The sequence below is a fragment of the Pseudomonas sp. 478 genome (assembly GCF_003254125.1).
GTDB lineage: Bacteria > Pseudomonadota > Gammaproteobacteria > Pseudomonadales > Pseudomonadaceae > Aquipseudomonas.
Window position 1 is genome coordinate 40,457 of record NZ_QKZG01000012.1, and the last position, 22,673, is coordinate 63,129.

The following is a 22,673-nucleotide window of genomic DNA, read 5'->3' on the forward strand; positions in this document are numbered from 1 at the left end:
CTTGGCAAAACATCCTGTTACGTAAGCCGAAGGTAAATTGCCGGTAAAGCCGCTTTGCTTAATGCCCGCCAGTGCTTATCGTTCAGCCTCCTGTAGAAGAAGCCCACGCGCCCAATGGTTGATCATTCCATGCAATCCTCCGTTTCCCGTAGTCCCCGTCGCTGGCTGTTCGGCCTGCTTGTCCTGTTGGTCATCGCTGGCCTGTGCTGGAAGTTCTGGCCCGCTGGCACTGCCCAAAAAGAGGGCGCAGGGCAAAAAGCCGTTGCCGGGCATACCGGCAAGTCGGGGGGGATGCGTCCGGGTTTCGGCGGGGCGACCGGGCCGGTTCCAGTGCGTGTCGCGCCAGCGGTCAAGGGCGACTTCCCGCTGTACTACAAGGCGCTGGGCACCGTGACGGCGCTGAACACCATTAATGTGCGCAGCCGCGTCGGTGGTGAACTGATGAAGATTTCATTCGAGGAAGGGCAGATGGTCAAGGCTGGCGATCTGCTGGCTGAAATCGACCCGCGTCCTTACCAGAACGCCTTGCTTCAGGCCGAAGGCACCTTGCTGCAGAACCAGGCACAACTGAAAAACGCCCAGGTCGATGTGGAACGCTATCGCGGCCTGTATCGCGAGGACAGTATCGCCAAGCAGACCCTGGACACCGCCGAAGCGCTGGTGGGCCAGTATCAGGGCACGGTCAAAACCAATCAGGCGGCGGTCAACGACGCCAAGCTCAATCTGGAATTCACCAAGATCCGCGCCCCGATTGCCGGACGTGTGGGCTTGCGTCAGCTGGATGTCGGCAACCTGGTGGCAGCCAACGACACCACCGCCCTGGTGATCATCACCCAGACCCAACCAATCAGCGTTGCCTTCACCTTGCCGGAAAACAGCCTGGAAACTGTGCTGGCCCGTTATCGCACCGGTGCCAAACTGCCCGCCGAAGCCTGGGACCGTGGCGACACCAAGTTGCAGGCCACTGGCGTCTTGCAGAGCCTGGACAACCAGATCGACGTCACCACCGGCACCCTGAAATTCAAGGCGCGCTACGAGAACCGCGATCAGGCGCTGTTCCCGAACCAGTTCGTCAACGTCCACCTGCTGGCCGACACCCTCAAAGACGTGGTGCTCGCACCTTCGGCAGCGATTCAGTTCGGCACCAACGGCACGTTTGTCTATGCCCTGGACGGCGACAAGAAAGTCGCTATTCGTCAGTTGAAAGTCGGCGCCAGTGATGGTGAAAACACCGTGGTTACCGAAGGCTTGGCCCCTGGAGATCGCGTGGTCCTTGAAGGCACCGACCGCTTGAAGGAAGGCAGCGAAGTGGAAGTGGTCAACGACACCAAGGATGTACCGACCACCCCGACCGGGCACCTGCAAGGCAAATCGGCCGCTTCGACGCCTGACGCGACGACCTCCGACAAGGCGAAAAAGGGCGGCGCATGAACATCTCGCGGCTGTTCATCCTTCGCCCGGTCGCCACGACCCTGAGCATGCTGGCCATTATCCTGGCCGGCGTGATCGCCTATCGGTTGTTGCCAGTGTCGGCATTGCCTCAGGTCGATTACCCGACCATCCGCGTCATGACGCTGTATCCCGGTGCCAGCCCGGATGTGATGACCAGCGCCGTGACGGCGCCCCTTGAGCGTCAATTCGGGCAGATGCCCGGCCTGACCCAGATGGCCTCGACCAGTTCCGGCGGCGCTTCAGTGCTGACCCTGCGTTTCAGCCTCGACATCAACATGGACGTCGCCGAGCAGCAGGTGCAGGCGGCGATCAACGCTGCGACCAATTTGCTGCCCAAGGACCTGCCGGCGCCGCCGGTGTACAACAAGGTCAACCCGGCGGACACCCCGGTGCTGACCCTGGCCATCACCTCCAAGACCATGCTGCTGCCCAAACTCAATGATTTGGTCGACACGCGCATGGCGCAGAAAATTGCCCAGATCAGCGGCGTCGGCATGGTCAGCATTGCTGGCGGCCAGCGTCAGGCGGTGCGGATCAAGGTCAACCCTGAGGCGCTGGCGGCCAATGGCTTGAACCTGTCGGACGTACGCACCCTGATCGGCGCGTCCAACGTCAACCAGCCCAAGGGCAACTTCGACGGCCCGACCCGGGTGTCGATGCTCGATGCAAACGATCAACTGACCTCGCCCAAGGACTACGCCAACCTGATCCTCGCCTACGCCAACGGCGCACCATTGCGGCTCAAGGACGTGGCGGAGATCGTCGATGGCGCGGAAAACGAACGTCTGGCGGCGTGGGCCAATGAAAACCAGGCCGTGCTGCTGAACATCCAGCGTCAACCTGGCGCCAACGTCATCGAAGTGGTTGACCGGATCAAAGCCCTGCTGCCGAGCATCACTGACAACCTGCCGGCCGGTCTCGAAGTGACCGTGCTGACCGACCGCACCCAGACCATCCGCGCCTCGGTCACCGACGTGCAGCACGAATTGTTGATCGCCATTGCGCTGGTCGTGATGGTGACCTTTCTGTTCCTGCGTCGGGCCAGCGCCACGATCATTCCGTCAGTGGCCGTGCCACTGTCGTTGATCGGCACCTTCGGTGTGATGTACCTCGCAGGTTTCTCGGTCAACAACCTGACCCTGATGGCACTGACCATCGCCACCGGTTTCGTGGTGGACGATGCGATCGTCATGCTGGAGAACATTTCCCGATTTATCGAAGAGGGCGACAGCCCCCTGAATGCAGCGCTCAAGGGCGCCAAGCAGATAGGCTTCACGTTGATCTCCCTGACCGTGTCGCTGATCGCCGTACTGATCCCGCTGCTGTTCATGGCCGACGTGGTGGGGCGGCTGTTCCGTGAATTTGCTATCACCCTGGCGGTGGCGATCCTGATTTCCCTTGTCGTCTCCCTGACCCTGACGCCGATGATGTGCGCGCGTTTGCTCAAACGTGAGCCGAAGGAAGAAGAGCAGGGCCGTTTCTACCGGGCCAGCGGCGCCACAATTGATTGGATGATCGCGGCTTACGGGCGCAAGTTAAAGTGGGTTCTCAAGCATCAACCGCTGACCCTGATGGTGGCCATCGGCACACTGGCGTTGACCGTGTTCCTTTACATGGTGGTGCCAAAGGGCTTTTTCCCGGTGCAGGACACCGGGGTGATCCAGGGTATTTCCGAAGCGCCGCAGTCGATTTCCTTTGCGGCCATGAGCGAACGTCAGCAGGAACTGGCCAAAGTGATCCTGGCGGATCCGGCGGTGGAAAGCCTGTCGTCCTACATCGGCATCGACGGTGACAACTCGACACTGAACAGCGGTCGGCTGCTGATTAACCTCAAATCCCACAGCAATCGCGACCTCAGCGCCACCGAGGTGATTGCACGCCTGCAACCGGAACTGGACAAACTCACCGGCATTCGCCTGTTCATGCAACCGGTGCAGGACCTGACCATCGAAGACCGCGTCAGCCGGACTCAATATCAGTTCAGCATGTCGTCGCCGGACTCGGAGTTGCTCACTCTGTGGAGCGGTCGTCTGGTGGACGCACTGGCCCAGCGGCCTGAGCTGACCGACGTCGCCAGCGATTTGCAGGACAAGGGCCTACAGGTCTATCTGGTGATCGACCGCGATGCGGCGTCGCGGGTCGGTGTGTCGGTGTCGAACATCACCGATGCGCTGTACGACGCCTTCGGTCAGCGACAGATTTCCACCATCTACACCCAGGCCAGCCAGTACCGCGTGGTGCTGCAATCGCAGTCGGGCGAGAGGATCGGCCCGGAGGCGCTGAACCAGATTCACGTGAAAACCACCGACGGCGGGCAAGTGCGCCTGTCCAGTCTGGCGCACATGGAGGAACGTCAGGCCCAACTGGCGATCACTCATATCGGGCAGTTTCCGGCAGTGATGATGTCGTTCAACCTCGCGCCCGGCGTGGCGCTGGGGCATGCGGTGGAGATCATCGACCAGGTGCAGAAGGACATCGGCATGCCGATTGGCGTGCAGACCCAGTTCCAGGGCGCGGCCGAGGCATTCCAGGCGTCGCTGTCGAGCACCTTGCTGCTGATTCTGGCGGCGGTGGTCACCATGTACATCGTGCTCGGCGTGCTCTATGAGAGTTACATCCACCCGATCACCATTCTCTCGACCTTGCCCTCGGCAGCGGTCGGTGCCTTGCTGGCGTTGCTGTTGAGCGGGAATGATCTGGGCATGATCGCGATCATCGGCATCATTTTGTTGATCGGTATCGTGAAAAAGAACGCGATCATGATGATCGACTTCGCCCTCGACGCTGAACGCAATCAGGGCGTGGACCCGGAAACGGCGATCTATCAGGCGGCGCTGCTGCGTTTCCGGCCAATTCTGATGACCACGCTGGCCGCGTTGTTCGGCGCGGTGCCACTGATGCTGGCGACCGGTTCCGGCGCGGAACTGCGTCAACCGTTGGGTCTGGTGATGGTGGGTGGCTTGTTGGTGAGTCAGGTGCTGACGCTGTTTACCACTCCGGTCATCTACCTGTACTTCGACCGCCTCGGTCGGCGCTGGGGTCGCAAGCCTGAAGCCGTGGAAGCGGTAGAGCAGCCATGAACCTGTCCGGACCCTTCATCAAGCGGCCGGTCGCGACGATGTTGCTGAGCCTGGCGATCCTGCTGCTGGGCGGCGTGAGCTTCGGCCTGTTGCCGGTATCGCCGCTGCCGCAGATGGACTTCCCGGTGATCGTGGTCCAGGCGAGTCTGCCCGGTGCGAGCCCGGAGGTCATGGCCTCGACCGTGGCCACGCCGCTGGAACGTTCCTTCGGCGCCATCGCCGGGGTCAACACCATGAGCAGCCGCTCCAGCCAGGGCTCGACCCGGGTGATTTTGCAGTTCGACCTGGACCGCGACATCAACGGCGCGGCGCGGGAAGTACAGGCGGCGATCAACGCTTCGCGCAACCTGTTGCCGAGCGGGATGCGCAGCATGCCGACCTACAAGAAGGTCAACCCGTCCCAAGCGCCGGTCATGGTGCTGTCACTGACCTCCGACGTACTGGAAAAGGGCCAGCTCTACGATTTGGCCTCGACGATTCTGTCCCAGAGCGTGTCCCAGGTGCAGGGCGTCGGTGAAGTGCAAATCGGTGGCAGTTCCCTGCCGGCGGTGCGCATCGAACTCGAACCGCAGGCGCTCAACCAGTACGGCGTGGCGCTGGACGATGTGCGTAACACCATCGCCAACGCCAACGTGCGCCGGCCCAAAGGGTCGGTCGAAGATAGCCAGCGGTTGTGGCAGGTTCAGGCCAATGATCAACTGGAGAAAGCCAAGGATTACGAGTCGCTGATCATTCACTACGCGGACGGCGCGGCCCTGCGCCTGAAGGACGTGGCCAAGGTCAGCGACGGCGTCGAAGACCGCTACAACAGCGGCTTCTTCAACAACGATGCGGCGGTACTGCTGGTGATCAACCGCCAGGCCGGCGCCAACATCATCGAGACGGTCAACGCGATCAAAGCTCAACTGCCGGCGCTGCAGGCCGTGTTGCCGGCCAGCGTGAAATTGAACGTGGCGATGGACCGGTCGCCGGTGATCAAGGCGACCTTGCACGAAGCGGAAATGACCCTGCTGATTGCCGTGGCGCTGGTGATTCTGGTGGTGTTCCTGTTTCTCGGTAACTTCCGCGCCTCGTTGATTCCGACCCTTGCGGTGCCTGTGTCGCTGGTCGGCACCTTTGCGGTGATGTACCTCTACGGATTCTCCCTGAACAACCTGTCGCTGATGGCGCTGATTCTGGCCACCGGGCTGGTGGTGGACGATGCCATTGTGGTGCTCGAGAACATTTCCCGGCACATCGACAAAGGCGTACCGCCGATGAAGGCCGCGTACCTCGGGGCGCAGGAAGTCGGCTTCACCTTGCTGTCGATGAACGCCTCGCTGGTGGCGGTGTTCCTGTCGATCCTGTTTATGGGCGGGATTGTCGAAAGCCTGTTTCGCGAGTTTTCCATCACGTTGGCGGCGTCCATCGTGGTGTCGCTGGTGGTCTCCTTGACGCTGACGCCGATGCTCTGCGCCCGCTGGCTCAAGCCGCATACGCCGGGTGAGGAAAACCGTTTGCAGCGCTGGAGCCAGCGCGCCAACGAGTGGATGGTCGGCAAATACGCCACAAGCCTTGACTGGGTGCTGCGTCACCGCCGGTTGACGTTGCTTAGCCTGATCGTGACAGTCGGCGTTAACATTGCGCTGTATGTCGTTGTTCCTAAAACATTTATGCCTCAGCAGGACACCGGCCAGCTGATCGGTTTCGTACGCGGTGACGACGGACTGTCATTCAATGTGATGCAGCCAAAAATGGAAACCTTCCGCCGCGCCGTGCTCAAGGATGACGCGGTGCAAAGCGTCGCCGGCTTCATCGGCGGTACCAACGGCACCAACAACGCCTTCATGCTGGTGCGGCTGAAACCGATCAAGGAACGCAACCTGTCCGCGCAAAAGGTCATCGAACGCCTGCGCAAGGAAATGCCCAAGGTCGCTGGTGCACAGCTGATGCTGATGGCCGATCAGGACCTGCAGTTTGGTGGCGGTCGTGAACAGACCACGTCGCAGTATTCCTACATCCTGCAAAGCGCCGACCTTGGTGAGTTGCGCGAGTGGTTTCCGAAAGTCGTGACCGCGCTCAAGGCCTTGCCGGAACTGACCGCGATTGACGCACGTGAAGGGCGCGGCGCCCAACAGGTGACCCTGATCGTCGACCGCGATCAGGCCAAACGCCTGGGTGTCGACATGGACATGGTCACCGCGGTGCTGAACAACGCCTATAGCCAGCGGCAGATTTCGACGATTTACGACAGCCTTAACCAGTATCAGGTGGTCATGGAGGTCAATCCGAAATATGCCCAGGACCCGAGCACCCTCAAACAGGTTCAGGTGATCACGGCTGACGGTGCGCGGATTCCGCTCTCGACCATCGCTCATTACGAAAACAGCCTGGAAGACGACCGCGTCAGCCACGAAGGGCAATTCGCCTCCGAGAGCATTTCCTTCGACATGGCCGAAGGCGTGGCGGTGGAGCAGGGCACGGCGGCCATCGAGCGGGCTATCGCCAGACTGGGTATGCCGGAAGACGTGATCGTGAAAATGGCCGGCACTGCCGACGCCTTTGCCGCGACCCAGAAGAGCCAGCCGTGGATGATTCTCGGGGCGCTGGTGGCGGTGTATCTGGTGCTCGGTGTGCTGTATGAAAGCTACATCCATCCGCTGACCATTCTTTCGACCTTGCCGTCGGCCGGGGTCGGCGCGTTGCTGTCCATTTACGCGCTGGGCGGTGAGTTCAGCCTGATCTCGTTGCTTGGGCTGTTCCTGCTGATCGGCGTGGTGAAGAAAAACGCCATTCTGATGATCGACCTGGCTTTGCAGCTGGAACGGCATCAGGGCATGGCGCCGCTGGAATCGATTCGCAGCGCTTGCCTGCAACGTCTGCGGCCGATTCTGATGACCACCCTGGCGGCGATCCTCGGCGCGTTGCCGTTGCTGCTGAGCCGTGCCGAAGGTGCGGAAATGCGTCAGCCACTGGGCCTGACGATCATTGGCGGACTGGTTTTCAGCCAGGTGCTGACCCTTTACACCACCCCGGTGGTTTACCTCTATCTCGACAAACTGCGCCATCGCTTCAACCACTGGCGTGGGGTGCGTACCGATGCTGCTCTGGAAACTCCGCTATGACTGACCGTTCGCTTATCACTCTGGCTGCACCGCTGGTAACGGCCCGAGGCTCGCGTTTGTTGAGCCTGGCGCTGTGCGTGGCGATGCTCAGCGCCTGCGCCATCGGCCCGGATTACCAGCGCCCGCAAGCGGCTGCGCCGGCGCAATACAAGGAAGCGGCAGGCTGGCGTCAGGCCAATCCCAGCGATTCCCTGGCCCGTGGCGCCTGGTGGGAGTTGTATGGCGATCAGCAGCTCAATGGCCTGATCGAAAAGCTAAACAGTGCCAACCAGACCGTCGCGCAGTCCGAAGCCCAGTACCGTCAGGCCCAGGCCTTGGTGCGCAGTGCCCGTGGCGCGTTTTTTCCGACCGTGGACCTGACCGTCGGGAAAAACCGCTCCAGCCAGGGCACCGGCAGCAGCAGTTCGAGCCTGACCAGTTCTTCCAGCGGGATTCGCGACACTTACACCGCACAGGCCGGCGTCAGTTGGGAGGCCGACGTTTGGGGCAAGTTGCGCCGAGGCCTTGAAGCCGACACCGCCAACGCCGAGGCGAGTTATGCCGATCTGGCGGCGATGCGCTTGAGCCAGCAGTCGGAACTGGTGCAGAACTACCTGCAATTGCGGGTGATCGACGAGCAGAAACGCCTGCTGGAAGCGACGGTCGAGGCCTATCAGCGCTCGCTGACAATGACTGAAAACCAGTACCGCGCGGGTGTCTCCGGCAAGGACGCGGTGGCGCAGGCCCAGACTCAGCTTAAAAGCACCCAGGCTGACAGGGTCGATCTGATCTGGCAGCGTGCTCAATTCGAGAATGCCATCGCCGTACTGATCGGGCTACCGCCGGCCGAGTTCAGCCTGGCTGAAACCAAAGACATTCCCGCGTTGCCCGAGATACCGCTGAGCCTGCCTTCGCAATTGCTCGAGCGCCGCCCGGACATCGCCTCCGCCGAACGCTCGGTGATGGCGGCCAATGCCAACATCGGTGTGGCCAAGGCGGCCTATTACCCGGACTTCACCCTGAGTCTGAACGGTGGCTATAGCAGCAGCACCTATGCCAACTGGATCAGCTTGCCAAACCGCTTCTGGTCGGTCGGACCGCAATTGGCCATGACCTTGTTCGACGGCGGTCAGCGCTCCGCGGAAGTAGACCGCAGCGAAGCGGCTTACGACGAGACCGTGGCCAAGTACCGCCAGACCGTGCTCGATGGCTTCCGTGAAGTGGAAAACTATCTGGTGCAGCTCAAGGTTCTGGAAGACGAAGCGGGCGTGCGCCAGGAAGCACTGGACGCGGCGCGTGAATCCTTGCGCCTGACCCAGAACCAGTACAAGGCCGGTGTGATCGCTTATCTGGGCGTGGTGGTCGTTCAGGCCACAGCGTTGAACAATGAACGCAGCATGCTGAGCCTGTTGCAGAGCCGGTTGATTGCCAGCGTGCAGTTGATCGCGGCATTGGGCGGTGGCTGGGATGGGGCATTGCAAGTAAGCGAAAAAGAGTAGGGGCTGCGACCTGTGGCGAGGGGATTTATCCCCGTTGGGCTGCGAAGCGGCCCCGGTTTTTTTTTTTTACAGTCACACACCACATCCGATGGATTAACGACTGCTTCGCAGCCGAACGGGGCGGTGCGACGTTTCGATAAATCCCCTCGCCACAACGCAACTGCTACTGCTACTGCTACTGCTGGACGTGGCCGTCGCGAGGTGTCAAACAAGTGCTTCATCGGCTTGATGGCCCTTTGCTTATTTTGTCAGTGCGTTCTTTTGCGCAATCAGTACAATCGCCCGATTTGCCCCCCCGAGAATGGAAGCAGTACGGAGGGGCTGTCGCGAGTAGTCTCATGCTTATCGGTAGCTATTCCCCCACGCTGGTCATCATCTCGCTTTTTGTGGCGATTCTCGCCTCCTATACCGCGCTCGACCTGACCGGACGCATCGCCACGGCCAAGGGCCGGGCCGTGCATCTATGGACGGCGGGCGGAGCTTTTGCCATGGGGGTTGGCGTGTGGTCGATGCATTTCATCGGCATGCTCGCGTTCAAATTGCCCATTGACCTCGGTTACGACGTCGGCATCACATTGCTGTCACTGCTGACTGGCATCCTGTCCTGCGGCTTTGCCCTGTGGCTGGTCAGCCAGCCACAATTGCCAGCCTGGCAATTGGCATTCGGCGCGCTGGTCATGGGTTCCGGGATCAGCGCGATGCACTACACCGGCATGGCCGCCATGCGCATGCAGCCGGGTATCGATTACGATCCGACGCTGTTCGGCGCCTCGCTGCTGATCGCCGTAGTCGCCTCGGGCGCCGCGTTATGGATCGCTTTCCGCCTGCGCCAGCACACGCCTTATGTCGGCCTGATCCGTGGCGGTGCGGCGGTGATCATGGGGTTCGCGATCGTCGGCATGCATTACACCGGCATGGCGGCGGCGCGTTTCCCGGATGGCAGCTTCTGTGGCGCGGCCGTCAGCGGTCTGAACGGCAAGGGCCTGGACAATCTGGTGCTGATCACCACCCTGGCAGTGTTGAGCCTTGCCTTGTTGACTTCGATCCTCGATGCGCGCCTTGAGGCCCGCACCGCAAGCCTTGCCCACTCATTGACCGAGGCCAACCGCGAACTGACTCAACTGGCCTTGCATGACACCCTGACCGGCCTGCCGAATCGCGTGTTGCTGGCTGACCGTATTGATCAGGCGATGTCCATGGTGCAGGAGCAGGGCGGTTGTTTCGCGTTGATGTTCATCGATCTGGACGGTTTCAAACCCGTCAACGATGCCTTCGGTCACCATATGGGCGATCTGTTGTTGCGTGAAGTCGGTCTGCGCTTGCGCGAGGATTTGCGCAGCCATGACACCCTGGCGCGGATCGGCGGTGATGAGTTCGTTTTACTGGTGCAGCTCGGCGAACAGAATGACGCATTGAGCCTGGCAGCCCGCCAGGTCGGGCTGATCGCGCGTTCGTTCCGGGTCGCCGAACATGACTTGCAGATTTCTGCCAGTGTCGGCATCGCGATTTATCCCGGTAACGGTGAAACCGCCGAAGAGTTGCTGATGAACGCCGACGCGGCGATGTATCACGCCAAGGGCGCCGGCAAAAACGGCTATAGCTTCTTTGATGCCTCAATGAACAGCAACGCGCGTAAACAGCTGCAATTGCTGCAGGACTTGCGTATCGCCCTCGATCAGCAGCAATTCAGTCTCTATTACCAACCCAAGTTCGATGCCAACAATGGCCGGCCGGTCGGTGCCGAGGCATTGCTGCGCTGGGAGCATCCGACCCAGGGCATGTTGCTCCCGGACAAGTTCATCGAACTGGCGGAAAAGACCGGGCTGATCATTCCGATTGGCGAATGGGTGCTCAACGAAGCCTGCCGCCAGATGCGCGAGTGGTACGTGCTCGGGTACACCGACTGGCGCATCGCAGTGAACCTTTCAGCCCTGCAGTTCTGCCACGCAGGCCTGGTCCAGAGCGTCGCCAAAGCCTTGGCCACTCACCATTTGCCGGCCAACAGCCTGACCCTCGAGATCACCGAAACCACCGCCATGAGCGATGCCGATGCGAGCATGACGGTGCTTCAGGAACTGTCGACAATGGGTGTCGACCTGTCGATCGACGACTTTGGCACCGGCTATTCGAGCTTGATGTACCTCAAGCGCTTGCCCGCCAACGAACTGAAAATCGACCGGGGTTTTGTCCGCGATCTGGAGCGTGACAGCGATGACGCCGCCATCGTTTCCGCCATCGTTGCCCTCGGCCAGGCACTGGGGTTGCGGATCGTCGCCGAAGGGGTGGAAACCGACTCGCAGCAAGACTTCCTGACGCAACTCGGTTGTGATTCGCTTCAGGGTTACCTGCTCGGGCACCCGCTGCCGGCTGAACGCTTCATGGTGGATATTCTGCGTGCAGAGCAATTGGCGGTGAGTTGAGAACGATGTGATTGATGTGAGCCCATGCAAAAGCCAGCGATGACGGTTATTCTTGGCCCCGACCGCTAACGCTTGGTATGGGGGAAATTTCGCATGGACAAAGTCATCGTCATCACTGGCGGCAGCCGTGGTATCGGCGCCGCCACAGCCCTGTTGGCCGCCGAACAAGGCTATAAGATCTGCATCAACTACCTGGCCGACGAATCCGCTGCGCAAACGGTGCTGGAGCAAGTCCGCGCCCTCGGCGCCCAAGCCATCGCGGTGCGCGCTGACGTCAGCATCGAAGATGAAGTGATCGCGCTGTTCCATCGTGTGGACACGGAGTTGGGCCGGGTCACGGCACTGGTGAACAACGCCGGCACCGTCGGACAGAAGTCCCGGATCGATGAAATGTCTGAGTTCCGTATTCTCAAGATCCTCAGGACCAACGTCCTGGCGCCGATCCTCTGCGCGAAACACGCGATCCTGCGCATGTCGCCCAAGCATGGCGGGCAGGGTGGCAGCATCGTTAACGTGTCCTCGGTGGCCTCACGCCTGGGCGCGCCCAATGAATACGTCGACTACGCCGCCTCCAAAGGTGCGCTGGATACGTTCACCATCGGCCTGTCCAAGGAAGTGGCTGGCGAAGGCATCCGCGTCAACGCCGTGCGCCCGGGTTACATCTACACCGATTTCCATGCGTTGAGCGGTGACCCGGATCGGGTCAGCAAGCTGGAGTCGGCGATCCCGATGGCTCGGGGCGGGCGTCCGGAAGAAGTGGCTGAGGCGATTGTGTGGTTGCTGTCGGACAAGGCTTCCTATGCGACCGGGACTTTTGTTGACCTCGGCGGCGGGCGTTAATACTGATCGTTCCCACGCTCTGCGTGGGAATGCAGCCCGGGACGCTCTGCGGCCCTTTCGAGAGCTGGAACGCGGAGCGTCCCTAGAGGCATTCCCACGCAGAGCGTGGGAACGATCATTCAGAACGACCGCACAATCCGCCCCAACGTCTCCATCGCCTTCTCGGCCGTCTCATCCCAGGGGCTACCGTAGTTCAGGCGGATACAATTCCTGAAGCGCTGGGTCGGTGAAAAAATCGGCCCGGGCGCAATGCTGATTCCTTGCGCCAACGCCATCTGAAACAACTTCAGCGAATCCATCTGCGGTGGCAATTCCAGCCACAAAAAGTAGCCGCCGGCCGGTTGGCTGACGCGAGTCTGCGCCGGGAAGTAGCGCGCGATGGCGGCGAGCATGGCGCTTTGCTGTTCTTCCAAGGCGTAACGCAGTTTTCGCAGGTGCCGGTCGTAGCCGCCGTGTTGCAGGTAATCGGCGATGGCCGCCTGGGCCGGCATCGACGCACACAGCGACGTCATGAGTTTCAGCCGTTCAATCTTCTGCGCATAACGCCCGGCGGCAACCCAGCCGATGCGGTAGCCGGGGGCCAGGCTTTTGGCGAACGAACCGCAGTGCATCACCAGCCCTTCGGTATCAAAAGCCTTGGCCGGTTTCGGCGCCTGTTGGCCGTAATACAGTTCGGCGTAGACGTCGTCTTCGATCAGCGGCACCTGATGGCTGCGCAATAGCTCAACCAGTTCCTGTTTCTTCGCCTCGGGCATTGTCGCGCCCATCGGGTTCTGGAAGCTGGTCATGCACCAGACAGCCTTGATCGGGTGCCGTGCCAGGGTTTGCGCGAGTACGCCAAGGTCGATGCCATCGCGCGGATGCACAGGGATTTCCACGGCTTTGAGCTTCAGCCGCTCCAGGATTTGCAGGCACGCGTAGAACGCCGGGGCTTCGATGGCCACCAGATCGCCGGGCTCGGTGACCGCTTGCAGGCACAGGTTCAGCGCTTCCAGTGCGCCGTTGGTGATCAGCAGTTCTTCCATGGGCAGCATCAACCCGCCGACCATGTAGCGCAGGGCGATTTGTCGACGCAGTTGCGGGTTGCCCGGCGACATGTCGGTGACGACCATGCGCGGGTCCATCTCGCGCGCGGCGCTGGCCAGGGAGCGGGACAGGCGCTGCAGCGGGAACAGGGTCGGGCTGGGGAAGGCTGAGCCGAAGGGCACGGTGTTCGGGTCCTTGATCGAGTCGAGGACCGAGAACACCAGTTCGCTGACGTCGACTTCGGTGGATTCATTGACCTGACTGCTGATCACCGGCTCCGAGAACGGACTCGGCGCGTGTGCGTTGACGAAGTAGCCGGAACGCGGACGAGCACGGATCAGGCCGCGGCGTTCGAGCAGGTAATAGGCCTGGAACACTGTGGATGGGCTGACCCCGTAAGTCTGGCTGGCGTAGCGCACCGATGGCACACGCTGGCCAGGGCCGAGAACGCCGGAGCGGATCAGTTCAGCGATGTCGTCGGCGAATTTTTCGTAGCGTTTCATCGGAGGGCCTTGTCGCCAGGTTGTTGTGTGGTGTGTCAGGGAAATCGACCCCTCACCCTAACCCTCTCCCCAGAGGGGCGAGGGGACTGATTGGGGGATATTCAAGGTAACGGCGACCTGAAAAATCTGCTTTGAATCCATAGTCGACTCGGAGTTTCAGGTCGCCGTAATTCGCTGGACGCCTCGGTCAGTCCCCTCGCCCCTCCGGGGAGAGGGTTAGGGTGAGGGGTGGCTTACAGATCATGCACGAAACTCAATCCCGCCTCTGACCGCTCCCCATCTTAAAGGCTCAACGATTCGTCGGCGCAACAAACCGGCTCTTCGCCACGCTATAAATCCCTGGCTCATCACTGTCGACAATCTTGAAACTGATCGTCTGCGAACTGCTGCTCGGCCGTTCCGTGGTCATCGCCACCGACACCGGCACATCCACAATCTCGCCCGGCGCCAGGCTCAGTTCGGTCTTGCCTTGCAACTGGAAGCCGTCACCATCGACCAGGGTCAGACGGTAATCCTGACGTTGTTGGGTCTTGTTGATGACTTTCAGGCTGTAGATGTTTTCGATCTGCCCCTGACTGTTCTCGCGGAACAGGCCACGGTCCTTGCTCACGTCCAGCGAGACCATCGGCCGCTCCACCAGCGCCAGGGCAAGCGCACCGATCATCACCAGAAGGACCGCGGTGTAGCCGATCAATCGCGGGCGCAACAAATGAGTCTTGCCACCCTGCAATTGATGCTCGGAGGTATAGCTGATCAGCCCGCGGGCGTAGCCCATTTTGTCCATGATCGAATCACAGGCGTCGATGCACGCGGCGCAACCGATGCATTCCATCTGCAAACCGTCGCGGATGTCGATGCCGGTCGGGCAGACCTGCACGCACAGCTGGCAGTCGATGCAATCACCGAGGCCGACTTCTGCCGGTGCCACGTCACGTTTGCGCGGGCCACGGTTTTCGCCACGGGCCACGTCGTAGGAGATGGTCAGGGTGTCTTTGTCGAACATCACGCTCTGGAACCGCGCGTACGGACACATGTGCATGCACACCGCTTCACGCAACCAACCGGCGTTGATGTAAGTCGCGCCGGTAAAGAACAGCACCCAGAACAGGCTGACGCCGCCCATCTGCAAGGTCAGCAGTTCTTCGGCCAGCGGGCGGATCGGGGTGAAGTAGCCGACAAAGGTCAGGCCGGTCAACAGGCTGATGGCCAGCCACAAGGTGTGCTTGGCCGAGCGCCGGACCATTTTGTTCAGGCCCCAGGGCGCGGCTTGCAGCTTGATCCGCTGGTTGCGTTCGCCTTCGGTGAGCTTCTCGCACCACATGAAGATCCAGGTCCAGGAACTCTGTGGGCAGGTGTAACCGCACCAGACTCGCCCGGCGAACACGGTAATCGCAAACAGGCCGAACGCGGCAATGATCAGCAGCGCCGACAGCAGGATGAAATCCTGCGGCCAGAAGGTCGCGCCGAAGATGTGGAATTTGCTTTCGGAAAGGTCCCAGAGCACCGCCTGGCGACCGCCCCAGTTCAACCACACCGTGCCGAAGAACAGCAAAAACAGAAACCCCGCGCCGCTCATGCGCAGGGTGCGGAATAAACCGGTGAAGCTGCGGGTGTGGATCAGGTTGTCGCTGGACTTGGCCTTCATCTTTGGACGCGAAGGCTCATAGCTTTGAACGGACGGGGCACTTTCAACAATTCGGACGGGGATTCTATCGCTCATGGTCTTTCGCTCATCAGCCTCCATCAGGCCTGAGCACTATGAGCGGCGATCTGTTTGCATAACAGACTCACCTATTGCAATAAAAAGCGGATCAGATGGCCATTGATCCGCTGCCTGCGACAAGTTGATGCACCCGCTACAGCAGGACGCAGACACCTATATCAAGCGTCTGCGGGTGGTATTGATGCTGATCAGTCAAATCACCGAACCACTGTCGGTGGCCTTCAAATGCTTACGCCCGTCGACTGCGCCTGCTACGGTCAATGCGTCGGCTTCTGCTTCGGTAATGTAGAAGCGCCGATCATTGAGCTCCACCGCCGACATGGCTTTTTCCGGGTCGGTAATGATGGTGACGTCGGGACACAAACGAATTTCTTCGCCGTTCGCGGTAATGAAGAAGCAGGTCTGGTTTTCGATGCGCACAGTCATGGAGGTGTCCTTTTTTCTGCGGGATCTAAAGCGTTAGGGCGCAGCCGAGGATCATCGTTCTGTGCAACCGATTAATGGTCGACGCGGTCCACCCTGAAACGACCCCTGACAAGGACAACACCATGAACGCCTGGTGGCATGAGGTTTGGGTGACCCTGCAAGCGGAGTTCGCCGACGTTGGCGACGCTTCACAACTGACGCGCATTACCGTGCGCTTGCTGATGGCGGCGGTGTTGGGCGGGATTCTCGGCTTCGAACGCGAGCACAAGGGCAAGGCCGCCGGGGTTCGCACCCACATGCTGGTGGCCCTCGGCGCCGCGCTGTTCGTGCTGGTGCCGCAAATGTCCGGCTCGCAAGCCGATGCCATGAGCCGGGTGGTGCAGGGTGTGATCGCCGGGATCGGCTTTCTTGGCGCAGGGACTATTCTGAAAAACAACGAGGGCGACGAGGGGCACGTCAAAGGCCTGACCACCGCCGCCGGGTTGTGGATGACCGCCGCCATTGGCGTCTCGGCCGGGTTGGGGCGAGAGGCGACGGCGGTGCTCAGTACGTTGCTGGCGTTGGCGATTCTCAGCGTGATGCCCGCCGTTGTGCGGATTATCGACAAGGACAAGGATCAAAGTCCGTGAATGATCGTTCCCACGCTCTGCGTGGGAATGCCTCAATGGACGTTCCGCGTCCGCTTCGGCTGCATTCCCACGCGGAGCATGGGAACGATCACTACTCGGGTGTGACAATCACCGGCGGTATCGTCGCTGGCGGGTCTTCGCGCGGTGGCGGGGTAGTGCCGGGCGGGTCTTGCTCAGGCACAGGTTCAGGCTCGGTCGGCGGAATGGTCGGGCTGTCGATGTTTGGATCAGGCGTTTCGGCAGGGATCGGAATGCTCATAAATTCAACCTCCGGTGGCACATGGCGTAAGTCGTGCTTAAGTGTGTTGACCACTGCGTACAGGAATTGATTCCTTCGAAGGCTTGGGCAAATCCTCGTGAACTTTTACCGGCGCCTGTCGCTCGGAACCTAAGTGAGTTCATTCCGGGGCGGACGATCCTGCGGGATGGCTATCCTGTTACAAGCCACAGACACAAGAGCGTCCATGGGGCGTAAAGGAGAGATGCTCGATGACTGCTGAAAAACCGACAGAGCTGAACTACAACCCTCATATGCCGCTGTCGCAGGCTTTACTGCTGCCGCGCATCGCCATCGAAAACACCATGCCGACCCTCGATGGCGGACAGTTCGCCGTCAAAGCCGTGATGGGTCAGGACGTGGTGGTGACCAGCAAAGTGTTTGCCGACGGTCACGACAAATTGGCCGTGCGAGTGCGCTGGCACGCCGAGGGTGAGGAAACCTGGCAAAGCGAAGTCATGGCCGCGCTGGGCAATAACGGTTGGCAGGGCCAGTTCCGGGTCGCGCGTCAGGGCCGTTATGTGTTTTGCATCGAAGCCTGGATCGATCAGTTCGCCAGCTTCTGTTACGAGCTGGAGAAAAAACATGCCGCCAGGGTGCCGATCAGCCTGGAGTTGCAAGAGGGGCGAACGCTGGTCCAGCAAGCCGCCGAACGCACCGAAGGACAGCTGAGCGAGCAACTGAAGGCGTTGCACCATGAATTGTCGGGGTTGCTCGAAATCGAGCAGGTCGAGCTGTTTCTGCACCAGCGTAGCGCTGAGCTGATGACGCAGGCCGATCATCGTCCCTATTTGAGCATCAGCCCTGAGTACCCGCTCGACGTCGAACGGGACCTGGCGCAGTTCGCCAGTTGGTATGAATTGTTTCCGCGTTCGATCACTGATGATCCGGCCCGTCATGGCACCTTCAACGATGTACATTCGCGGCTGCCGATGATCCAGGACATGGGTTTCGATGTGCTGTACTTCCCGCCGATCCACCCGATTGGCCTCAGCTACCGCAAAGGTCCGAACAACTCCCTGACCGCCGGCCCGGACGATCCGGGCAGTCCGTATGCCATTGGCAGCGAAGAGGGTGGGCATGAAGCCATTCATTCGCAGCTGGGCACGCGCGAAGACTTCCGCCGACTTGTCGCGAGGGCTGCAGACCATGGGCTGGAAATCGCCCTCGATTTTGCGATTCAGTGTTCTCAGGATCACCCGTGGCTGCAACAGCATCCGGGCTGGTTCAACTGGCGTCCCGACGGCACGATCAAATACGCCGAGAACCCACCGAAGAAATACCAGGACATCGTCAACGTCGATTTCTATGCCACCGATGCGATTCCGAGTCTGTGGGTCGAGTTGCGCGACATCGTGGTGGGTTGGGTCGAGGAGGGCGTGAAGCTGTTCCGCGTCGACAACCCTCACACCAAACCGCTGCCGTTCTGGCAATGGCTGATCGCTGATGTGCGGGCGCTGTACCCCGAGGTGATCTTCCTGGCCGAAGCCTTTACCACCCCGGCAATGATGGCGCGGTTGGGCAAGGTCGGTTACTCCCAGAGCTACACCTACTTCACCTGGCGCAACAACAAGTCCGAGCTGGCCACCTACTTCACCGAACTCAACGAGTCACCGTGGCGCGAATGCTTCCGGCCGAACTTCTTCGTCAACACACCGGACATCAACCCGGCGTTTTTGCATGAGTCGGGGCGCGCCGGTTTTCTGATCCGCGCGGCACTGGCCACCATGGGCTCTGGTCTGTGGGGCATGTATTCAGGCTTCGAACTGTGCGAAGCGGCACCGGTGCCGGGCAAGGAGGAATACCTCAATTCCGAGAAGTACGAAATCCGCCCTCGGGACTTCAATGCGCCGGGCAACATCATTGCCGAGATCGCCCAGCTCAACCGCATCCGCCGGCAGAACCCGGCGCTGCAGACGCATCTGGGCCTGAAGGTCTACAACGCCTGGAACGACAATATTCTGTATTTCGGCAAACGCAGCGCCGATGGCAGCAATTTCATTCTGGTGGCCGTCAGCCTTGATCCGCATAACGTCCAGGAAGCGAATTTCGAATTGCCGCTGTGGGAAATGGGCTTGCCCGACGACGCCAGCACCCAGGGCGAAGACTTGATGAGCGGTCATCGCTGGACCTGGCACGGCAAGTACCAATTCATGCGGATCGACCCGGCGCATCAACCGTTCGGGATCTGGCGAATCAGCATTTCCTGAGCCTGGCGAAGATCAAATGTGGGAGCGGGCTTGCTCGCGAAAGCGGTGTGTCAGGCGACATCAATGCTGACTGTTATGGCCCCTTCGCGAGCAAGCCCGCTCCCACACTGACCGTATTTCTTCAGGCAGATACTGTTTTCCCAGAATTTTTCAGGAGTTTCAAATGGCGAAGAAACCCAAGGCAGCCACCTTTATCAAAGACCCGCTCTGGTACAAGGATGCGGTGATTTACCAGGTTCACGTTAAGTCTTTTTTCGACTCCAACAATGACGGGATCGGCGACTTTCCCGGTCTTATCGCCAAACTCGATTACATTGCCGATCTGGGCGTCAACACCATCTGGCTGTTGCCGTTCTATCCCTCGCCACGGCGTGATGACGGCTACGACATTGCCGAATACCGTGGTGTGCATTCCGACTACGGCACCATGGCCGACGCCAAGCGTTTCATTTCTGAAGCCCACAAACGTGGCCTGCGGGTGATTACCGAACTGGTCATCAACCACACCTCGGACCAGCACGCCTGGTTTCAGCGTGCGCGCAAGGCCAAGAAAGGCTCGGCGGCACGGGATTTCTACGTCTGGTCGGATGACGATCATAAATACGACGGCACCCGCATCATCTTTCTCGACACCGAGAAGTCCAACTGGACCTGGGACCCGGTGGCCGGCCAGTACTTCTGGCACCGGTTCTATTCCCACCAGCCAGACCTGAACTTCGATAACCCGCAAGTCATGAAAGCCGTGCTGTCGGTGATGCGCTACTGGCTGGACATGGGCATCGACGGTCTGCGTCTGGACGCGATCCCGTACCTGATCGAACGCGACGGCACCAACAACGAAAACCTGCCCGAGACCCACGACGTCCTCAAGCAGATCCGTGCCGAAATCGACGCCAATTACCCGGACCGCATGTTGCTGGCCGAGGCCAACCAATGGCCGGAGGACACGCAACTGTACTTCGGCGACACCGACGCCAAAGGCCTGAACGGTGACGAATGCCACATGGCGTTCCACTTCCCGCTGATGCCGCGCATGTACATGGCGCTGGCCCAGGAAGACCGTTTTCCGATCACCGACATCCTGCGTCAGACCCCGGAGATCCCGGCCAACTGTCAGTGGGCGATTTTCCTGCGCAACCACGATGAGTTGACCCTGGAAATGGTCACCGACAAGGAGCGCGATTATCTGTGGAATTACTACGCGGCCGACCGTCGGGCACGGATCAACCTGGGGATTCGCCGTCGCTTGGCGCCGTTGATGGAACGCGACCGTCGTCGTGTGGAGTTGCTGAACAGTTTGCTGCTGTCGATGCCCGGCACGCCGACCCTGTATTACGGCGACGAAATCGGCATGGGCGACAACATCTACCTCGGCGACCGCGACGGCGTGCGCACGCCCATGCAGTGGTCGATTGACCGTAACGGCGGTTTCTCCCGCGCCGACCCGGCCAGCCTGGTGCTGCCACCGATCATGGACCCGCAATACGGTTACCTGTCGGTTAACGTCGAAACCCAGGCCGGCGACCCGCATTCGTTGCTGAACTGGACCCGGCGCATGCTCGCCGTGCGCAAGCAGTCCAAGGCCTTCGGTCGCGGCACCCTGAAAATGCTTTCGCCGACTAACCGGAGGATCCTGGCCTACACCCGAGAATTCACCGGGCCGGATGGTAAGTACGAAATCATTCTGTGCGTGGCCAACGTATCGCGCAGTGCGCAAGCGGCGGAGCTGGATTTATCCGCTTATGCCGGCATGGTGCCGGTGGAAATGCTTGGCGGTAACGCCTTCCCGCCGATCGGCCAGTTGAATTTCCTGCTGACCCTGGCGCCTTACGGCTTCTACTGGTTCGGCCTGGCAGCAGAAAACCAGATGCCAAGCTGGCACGTGGAACCGGCGCAAAGCCTGCCGGACTTCACCACGCTGGTGCTGAAGAAACGCATGGAAGAACTGCTCGAAGCGCCGTCCCGCAACACGCTGGAACAGGGCATCTTGCCGAGCTGGCTACAGAACCGCCGCTGGTTTGCCGGCAAGGACGCGGCCATCGAACAGGTCAACATCGCTTATGGCGTGCGCTTCGGCGATCCGCTGCACCCCGTTTTGTTGAGTGAAATCGACGTTACCAGTGGCGGCCAGACCAGCCGCTATCAGCTGCCCTTCGGTTTTATCTCCGAAGATCAGGTGGGTGCCGCGTTGCCTCAGCAACTGGCCTTGTCCCGGGTCCGGCGCGTGCGTCAGGTCGGCTTGATCACTGATGCCTTCAGCCTCGATACCTTTGTGCATGCGGTGTTGCAGGGCATGCAAAGTAATACCGTAGTGCCATCCAGTGCGGGCGATATCTGCTTTGAGCCGACGTGGGAACTGGCGAAACTCGGCCTGACCGGGGAATCGGAAGTGCGTTACCTGTCCGCCGAGCAGTCCAACAGTTCGGTGGTGATCGGCAACAGCCTGGTGCTGAAACTGATCCGCAAGGTCGCGTCCGGCGTGCACCCGGAACTGGAAATGAGCGCATACCTGACTCATGCCGGTTACCGCAACATCTCGCCGCTGCTGGGTTCGGTGGTTCGCCGTGATCCGGCGGGTGAGGAAAGTCTGCTGATGATTGCCCAAGGCTACTTGAGCAATCAGGGCGACGCCTGGGAATGGACCCAGAACAACCTCGAACGGGCGCTGCGCGACGAGCTGGCCGACGCCATGTCCGAGCAGGAGCAACACTACAACGCCTTGGGTGAACTCAGAGACTTCGCCGGCATGCTCGGTCAGCGTCTGGGTGAAATGCATCAGGTGCTGGCGGCGCCCAGCGACAACCCGGACTTCGCCCCGAAGGTCACCACCCAGAAAGATGCCCTGGCCTGTGCCAAGGACGTGGCGGCGCAATTGGAGCACGCGCTGAAGTTGCTCAAACAGCATCAAAGCGAATTGAACCCGGCAGACAAAGCCTTGGTCACTCGTTTACTGGACAACAAAAAAGACATCCTCAGTCATGTTCAGGAGCTGGGCAAAAAAGCCGTTGGTGGTCTGCGCATTCGCGTCCATGGCGACTTGCACCTGGGCCAGGTGCTGGTGATCAAGGGCGACGCCTACCTGATCGACTTCGAAGGCGAACCGGCGCGGCCGTTGCACGAACGACGGGGCAAACACAGCCCGTACAAAGATGTCAGTGGCGTATTGCGCTCCTTTGACTACGCTGCGGCGATGGCGATCAATGTGCACAACGTCGACAACACGGCCGATGCCAAAGCCGCTCGTCAACGTGTCGCCGATCGCTATTTGAATGAAGCAAGACACGCATTTGTCGACGCTTATCGGCTAGCGGCAGCTAGTCTTGCTCATGCATGGCAAGATCCGGAAGGCGAGGACGCCGCGTTGGCGTTGTTCGGCCTGGAGAAGGCAGCGTATGAAGTGGCCTACGAGGCAGAAAATCGCCCCACATGGTTGCCCGTGCCGTTGCACGGTTTGTATGGGTTATTGAGTGGGCTTAAACCCTTTTCCGATCTTGGTGGAGAGTAG

General features: G+C 60.4%; 13 protein-coding genes. 9 read left to right on the top strand and 4 right to left on the bottom strand.

The features are described from left to right. Positions 1-114: 114 nt before the first annotated feature. The 6 genes from DFS28_RS23055 to DFS28_RS23080 all read left to right on the top strand — a co-directional run bounded on the left by DFS28_RS23055 (position 115) and on the right by DFS28_RS23080 (position 12,374). Entirely contained in the window at positions 115-1,431 is a 1,317-nt protein-coding gene (locus DFS28_RS23055; protein WP_111451575.1) for an MdtA/MuxA family multidrug efflux RND transporter periplasmic adaptor subunit, read from the top strand. After that, entirely contained in the window at positions 1,428-4,532 is a 3,105-nt protein-coding gene (locus tag DFS28_RS23060; protein ID WP_111451576.1) for an MdtB/MuxB family multidrug efflux RND transporter permease subunit, read from the top strand. The genes DFS28_RS23055 and DFS28_RS23060 overlap by 4 nt, the downstream gene beginning before the upstream one ends. Then, the gene (locus tag DFS28_RS23065; RefSeq protein WP_111451577.1) at positions 4,529-7,636 is read left to right on the top strand and encodes an efflux RND transporter permease subunit; all 3,108 of its coding nucleotides are present in this window, start codon (positions 4,529-4,531) and stop codon (positions 7,634-7,636) included. Before DFS28_RS23060 ends, DFS28_RS23065 begins: the two co-directional genes overlap by 4 nt. Beyond that, complete coding sequence (locus DFS28_RS23070) at positions 7,633-9,114, top strand: efflux transporter outer membrane subunit (protein WP_111451578.1); 1,482 nt, start codon at positions 7,633-7,635, stop codon at positions 9,112-9,114. The genes DFS28_RS23065 and DFS28_RS23070 overlap by 4 nt, the downstream gene beginning before the upstream one ends. Positions 9,115-9,452: 338 nt before the next feature. Beyond that, positions 9,453-11,534, top strand: a complete 2,082-nt coding sequence (locus tag DFS28_RS23075; protein WP_111451579.1) for a bifunctional diguanylate cyclase/phosphodiesterase — start codon at positions 9,453-9,455, stop codon at positions 11,532-11,534. A gap of 93 nt (positions 11,535-11,627) precedes the next feature. Continuing rightward, complete coding sequence (locus DFS28_RS23080) at positions 11,628-12,374, top strand: SDR family oxidoreductase (RefSeq protein WP_008150878.1); 747 nt, start codon at positions 11,628-11,630, stop codon at positions 12,372-12,374. A gap of 119 nt (positions 12,375-12,493) precedes the next feature. Here the strand turns inward: DFS28_RS23080 and mapR are convergent, their stop codons facing one another. The 3 genes from mapR to DFS28_RS23095 all read right to left on the bottom strand — a co-directional run bounded on the left by mapR (position 12,494) and on the right by DFS28_RS23095 (position 16,052). Beyond that, the gene (gene mapR / locus DFS28_RS23085) at positions 12,494-13,903 is read right to left on the bottom strand and encodes a GntR family transcriptional regulator MpaR (RefSeq protein WP_076031034.1); all 1,410 of its coding nucleotides are present in this window, start codon (positions 13,901-13,903) and stop codon (positions 12,494-12,496) included. A 289-nt stretch (positions 13,904-14,192) separates the two neighbouring features. Beyond that, a complete protein-coding gene (ccoG, locus tag DFS28_RS23090) occupies positions 14,193-15,623 on the bottom strand; it encodes a cytochrome c oxidase accessory protein CcoG (protein WP_111451580.1) in 1,431 nt (476 codons plus the stop codon). 195 nt (positions 15,624-15,818) lie between these two features. Further along, on the bottom strand, positions 15,819-16,052 hold the full coding sequence (locus DFS28_RS23095) for a DUF3203 family protein (protein ID WP_111451581.1): 234 nt from the start codon (positions 16,050-16,052) through the stop codon (positions 15,819-15,821). Positions 16,053-16,174: 122 nt separating this feature from the next. Between DFS28_RS23095 and DFS28_RS23100 the strand changes: the two genes are divergently transcribed. Next, positions 16,175-16,681, top strand: coding sequence for an MgtC/SapB family protein (locus DFS28_RS23100; RefSeq protein WP_111451673.1), 507 nt, complete (start codon positions 16,175-16,177; stop codon positions 16,679-16,681). 91 nt (positions 16,682-16,772) lie between these two features. Here DFS28_RS23100 and DFS28_RS30640 read toward each other — a convergent pair whose 3' ends face one another. Further along, positions 16,773-16,940, bottom strand: coding sequence for a hypothetical protein (locus DFS28_RS30640; protein WP_165934012.1), 168 nt, complete (start codon positions 16,938-16,940; stop codon positions 16,773-16,775). A gap of 230 nt (positions 16,941-17,170) precedes the next feature. Between DFS28_RS30640 and DFS28_RS23105 the strand changes: the two genes are divergently transcribed. Together DFS28_RS23105 and treS are read left to right on the top strand one after the other, a co-directional pair. Then, entirely contained in the window at positions 17,171-19,168 is a 1,998-nt protein-coding gene (locus DFS28_RS23105) for an alpha-1,4-glucan--maltose-1-phosphate maltosyltransferase (protein ID WP_111451582.1), read from the top strand. A 163-nt stretch (positions 19,169-19,331) separates the two neighbouring features. Next, positions 19,332-22,673: a maltose alpha-D-glucosyltransferase gene (gene treS, locus DFS28_RS23110; RefSeq protein ID WP_111451583.1), complete on the top strand. Its 3,342-nt coding sequence runs from the start codon at positions 19,332-19,334 to the stop codon at positions 22,671-22,673.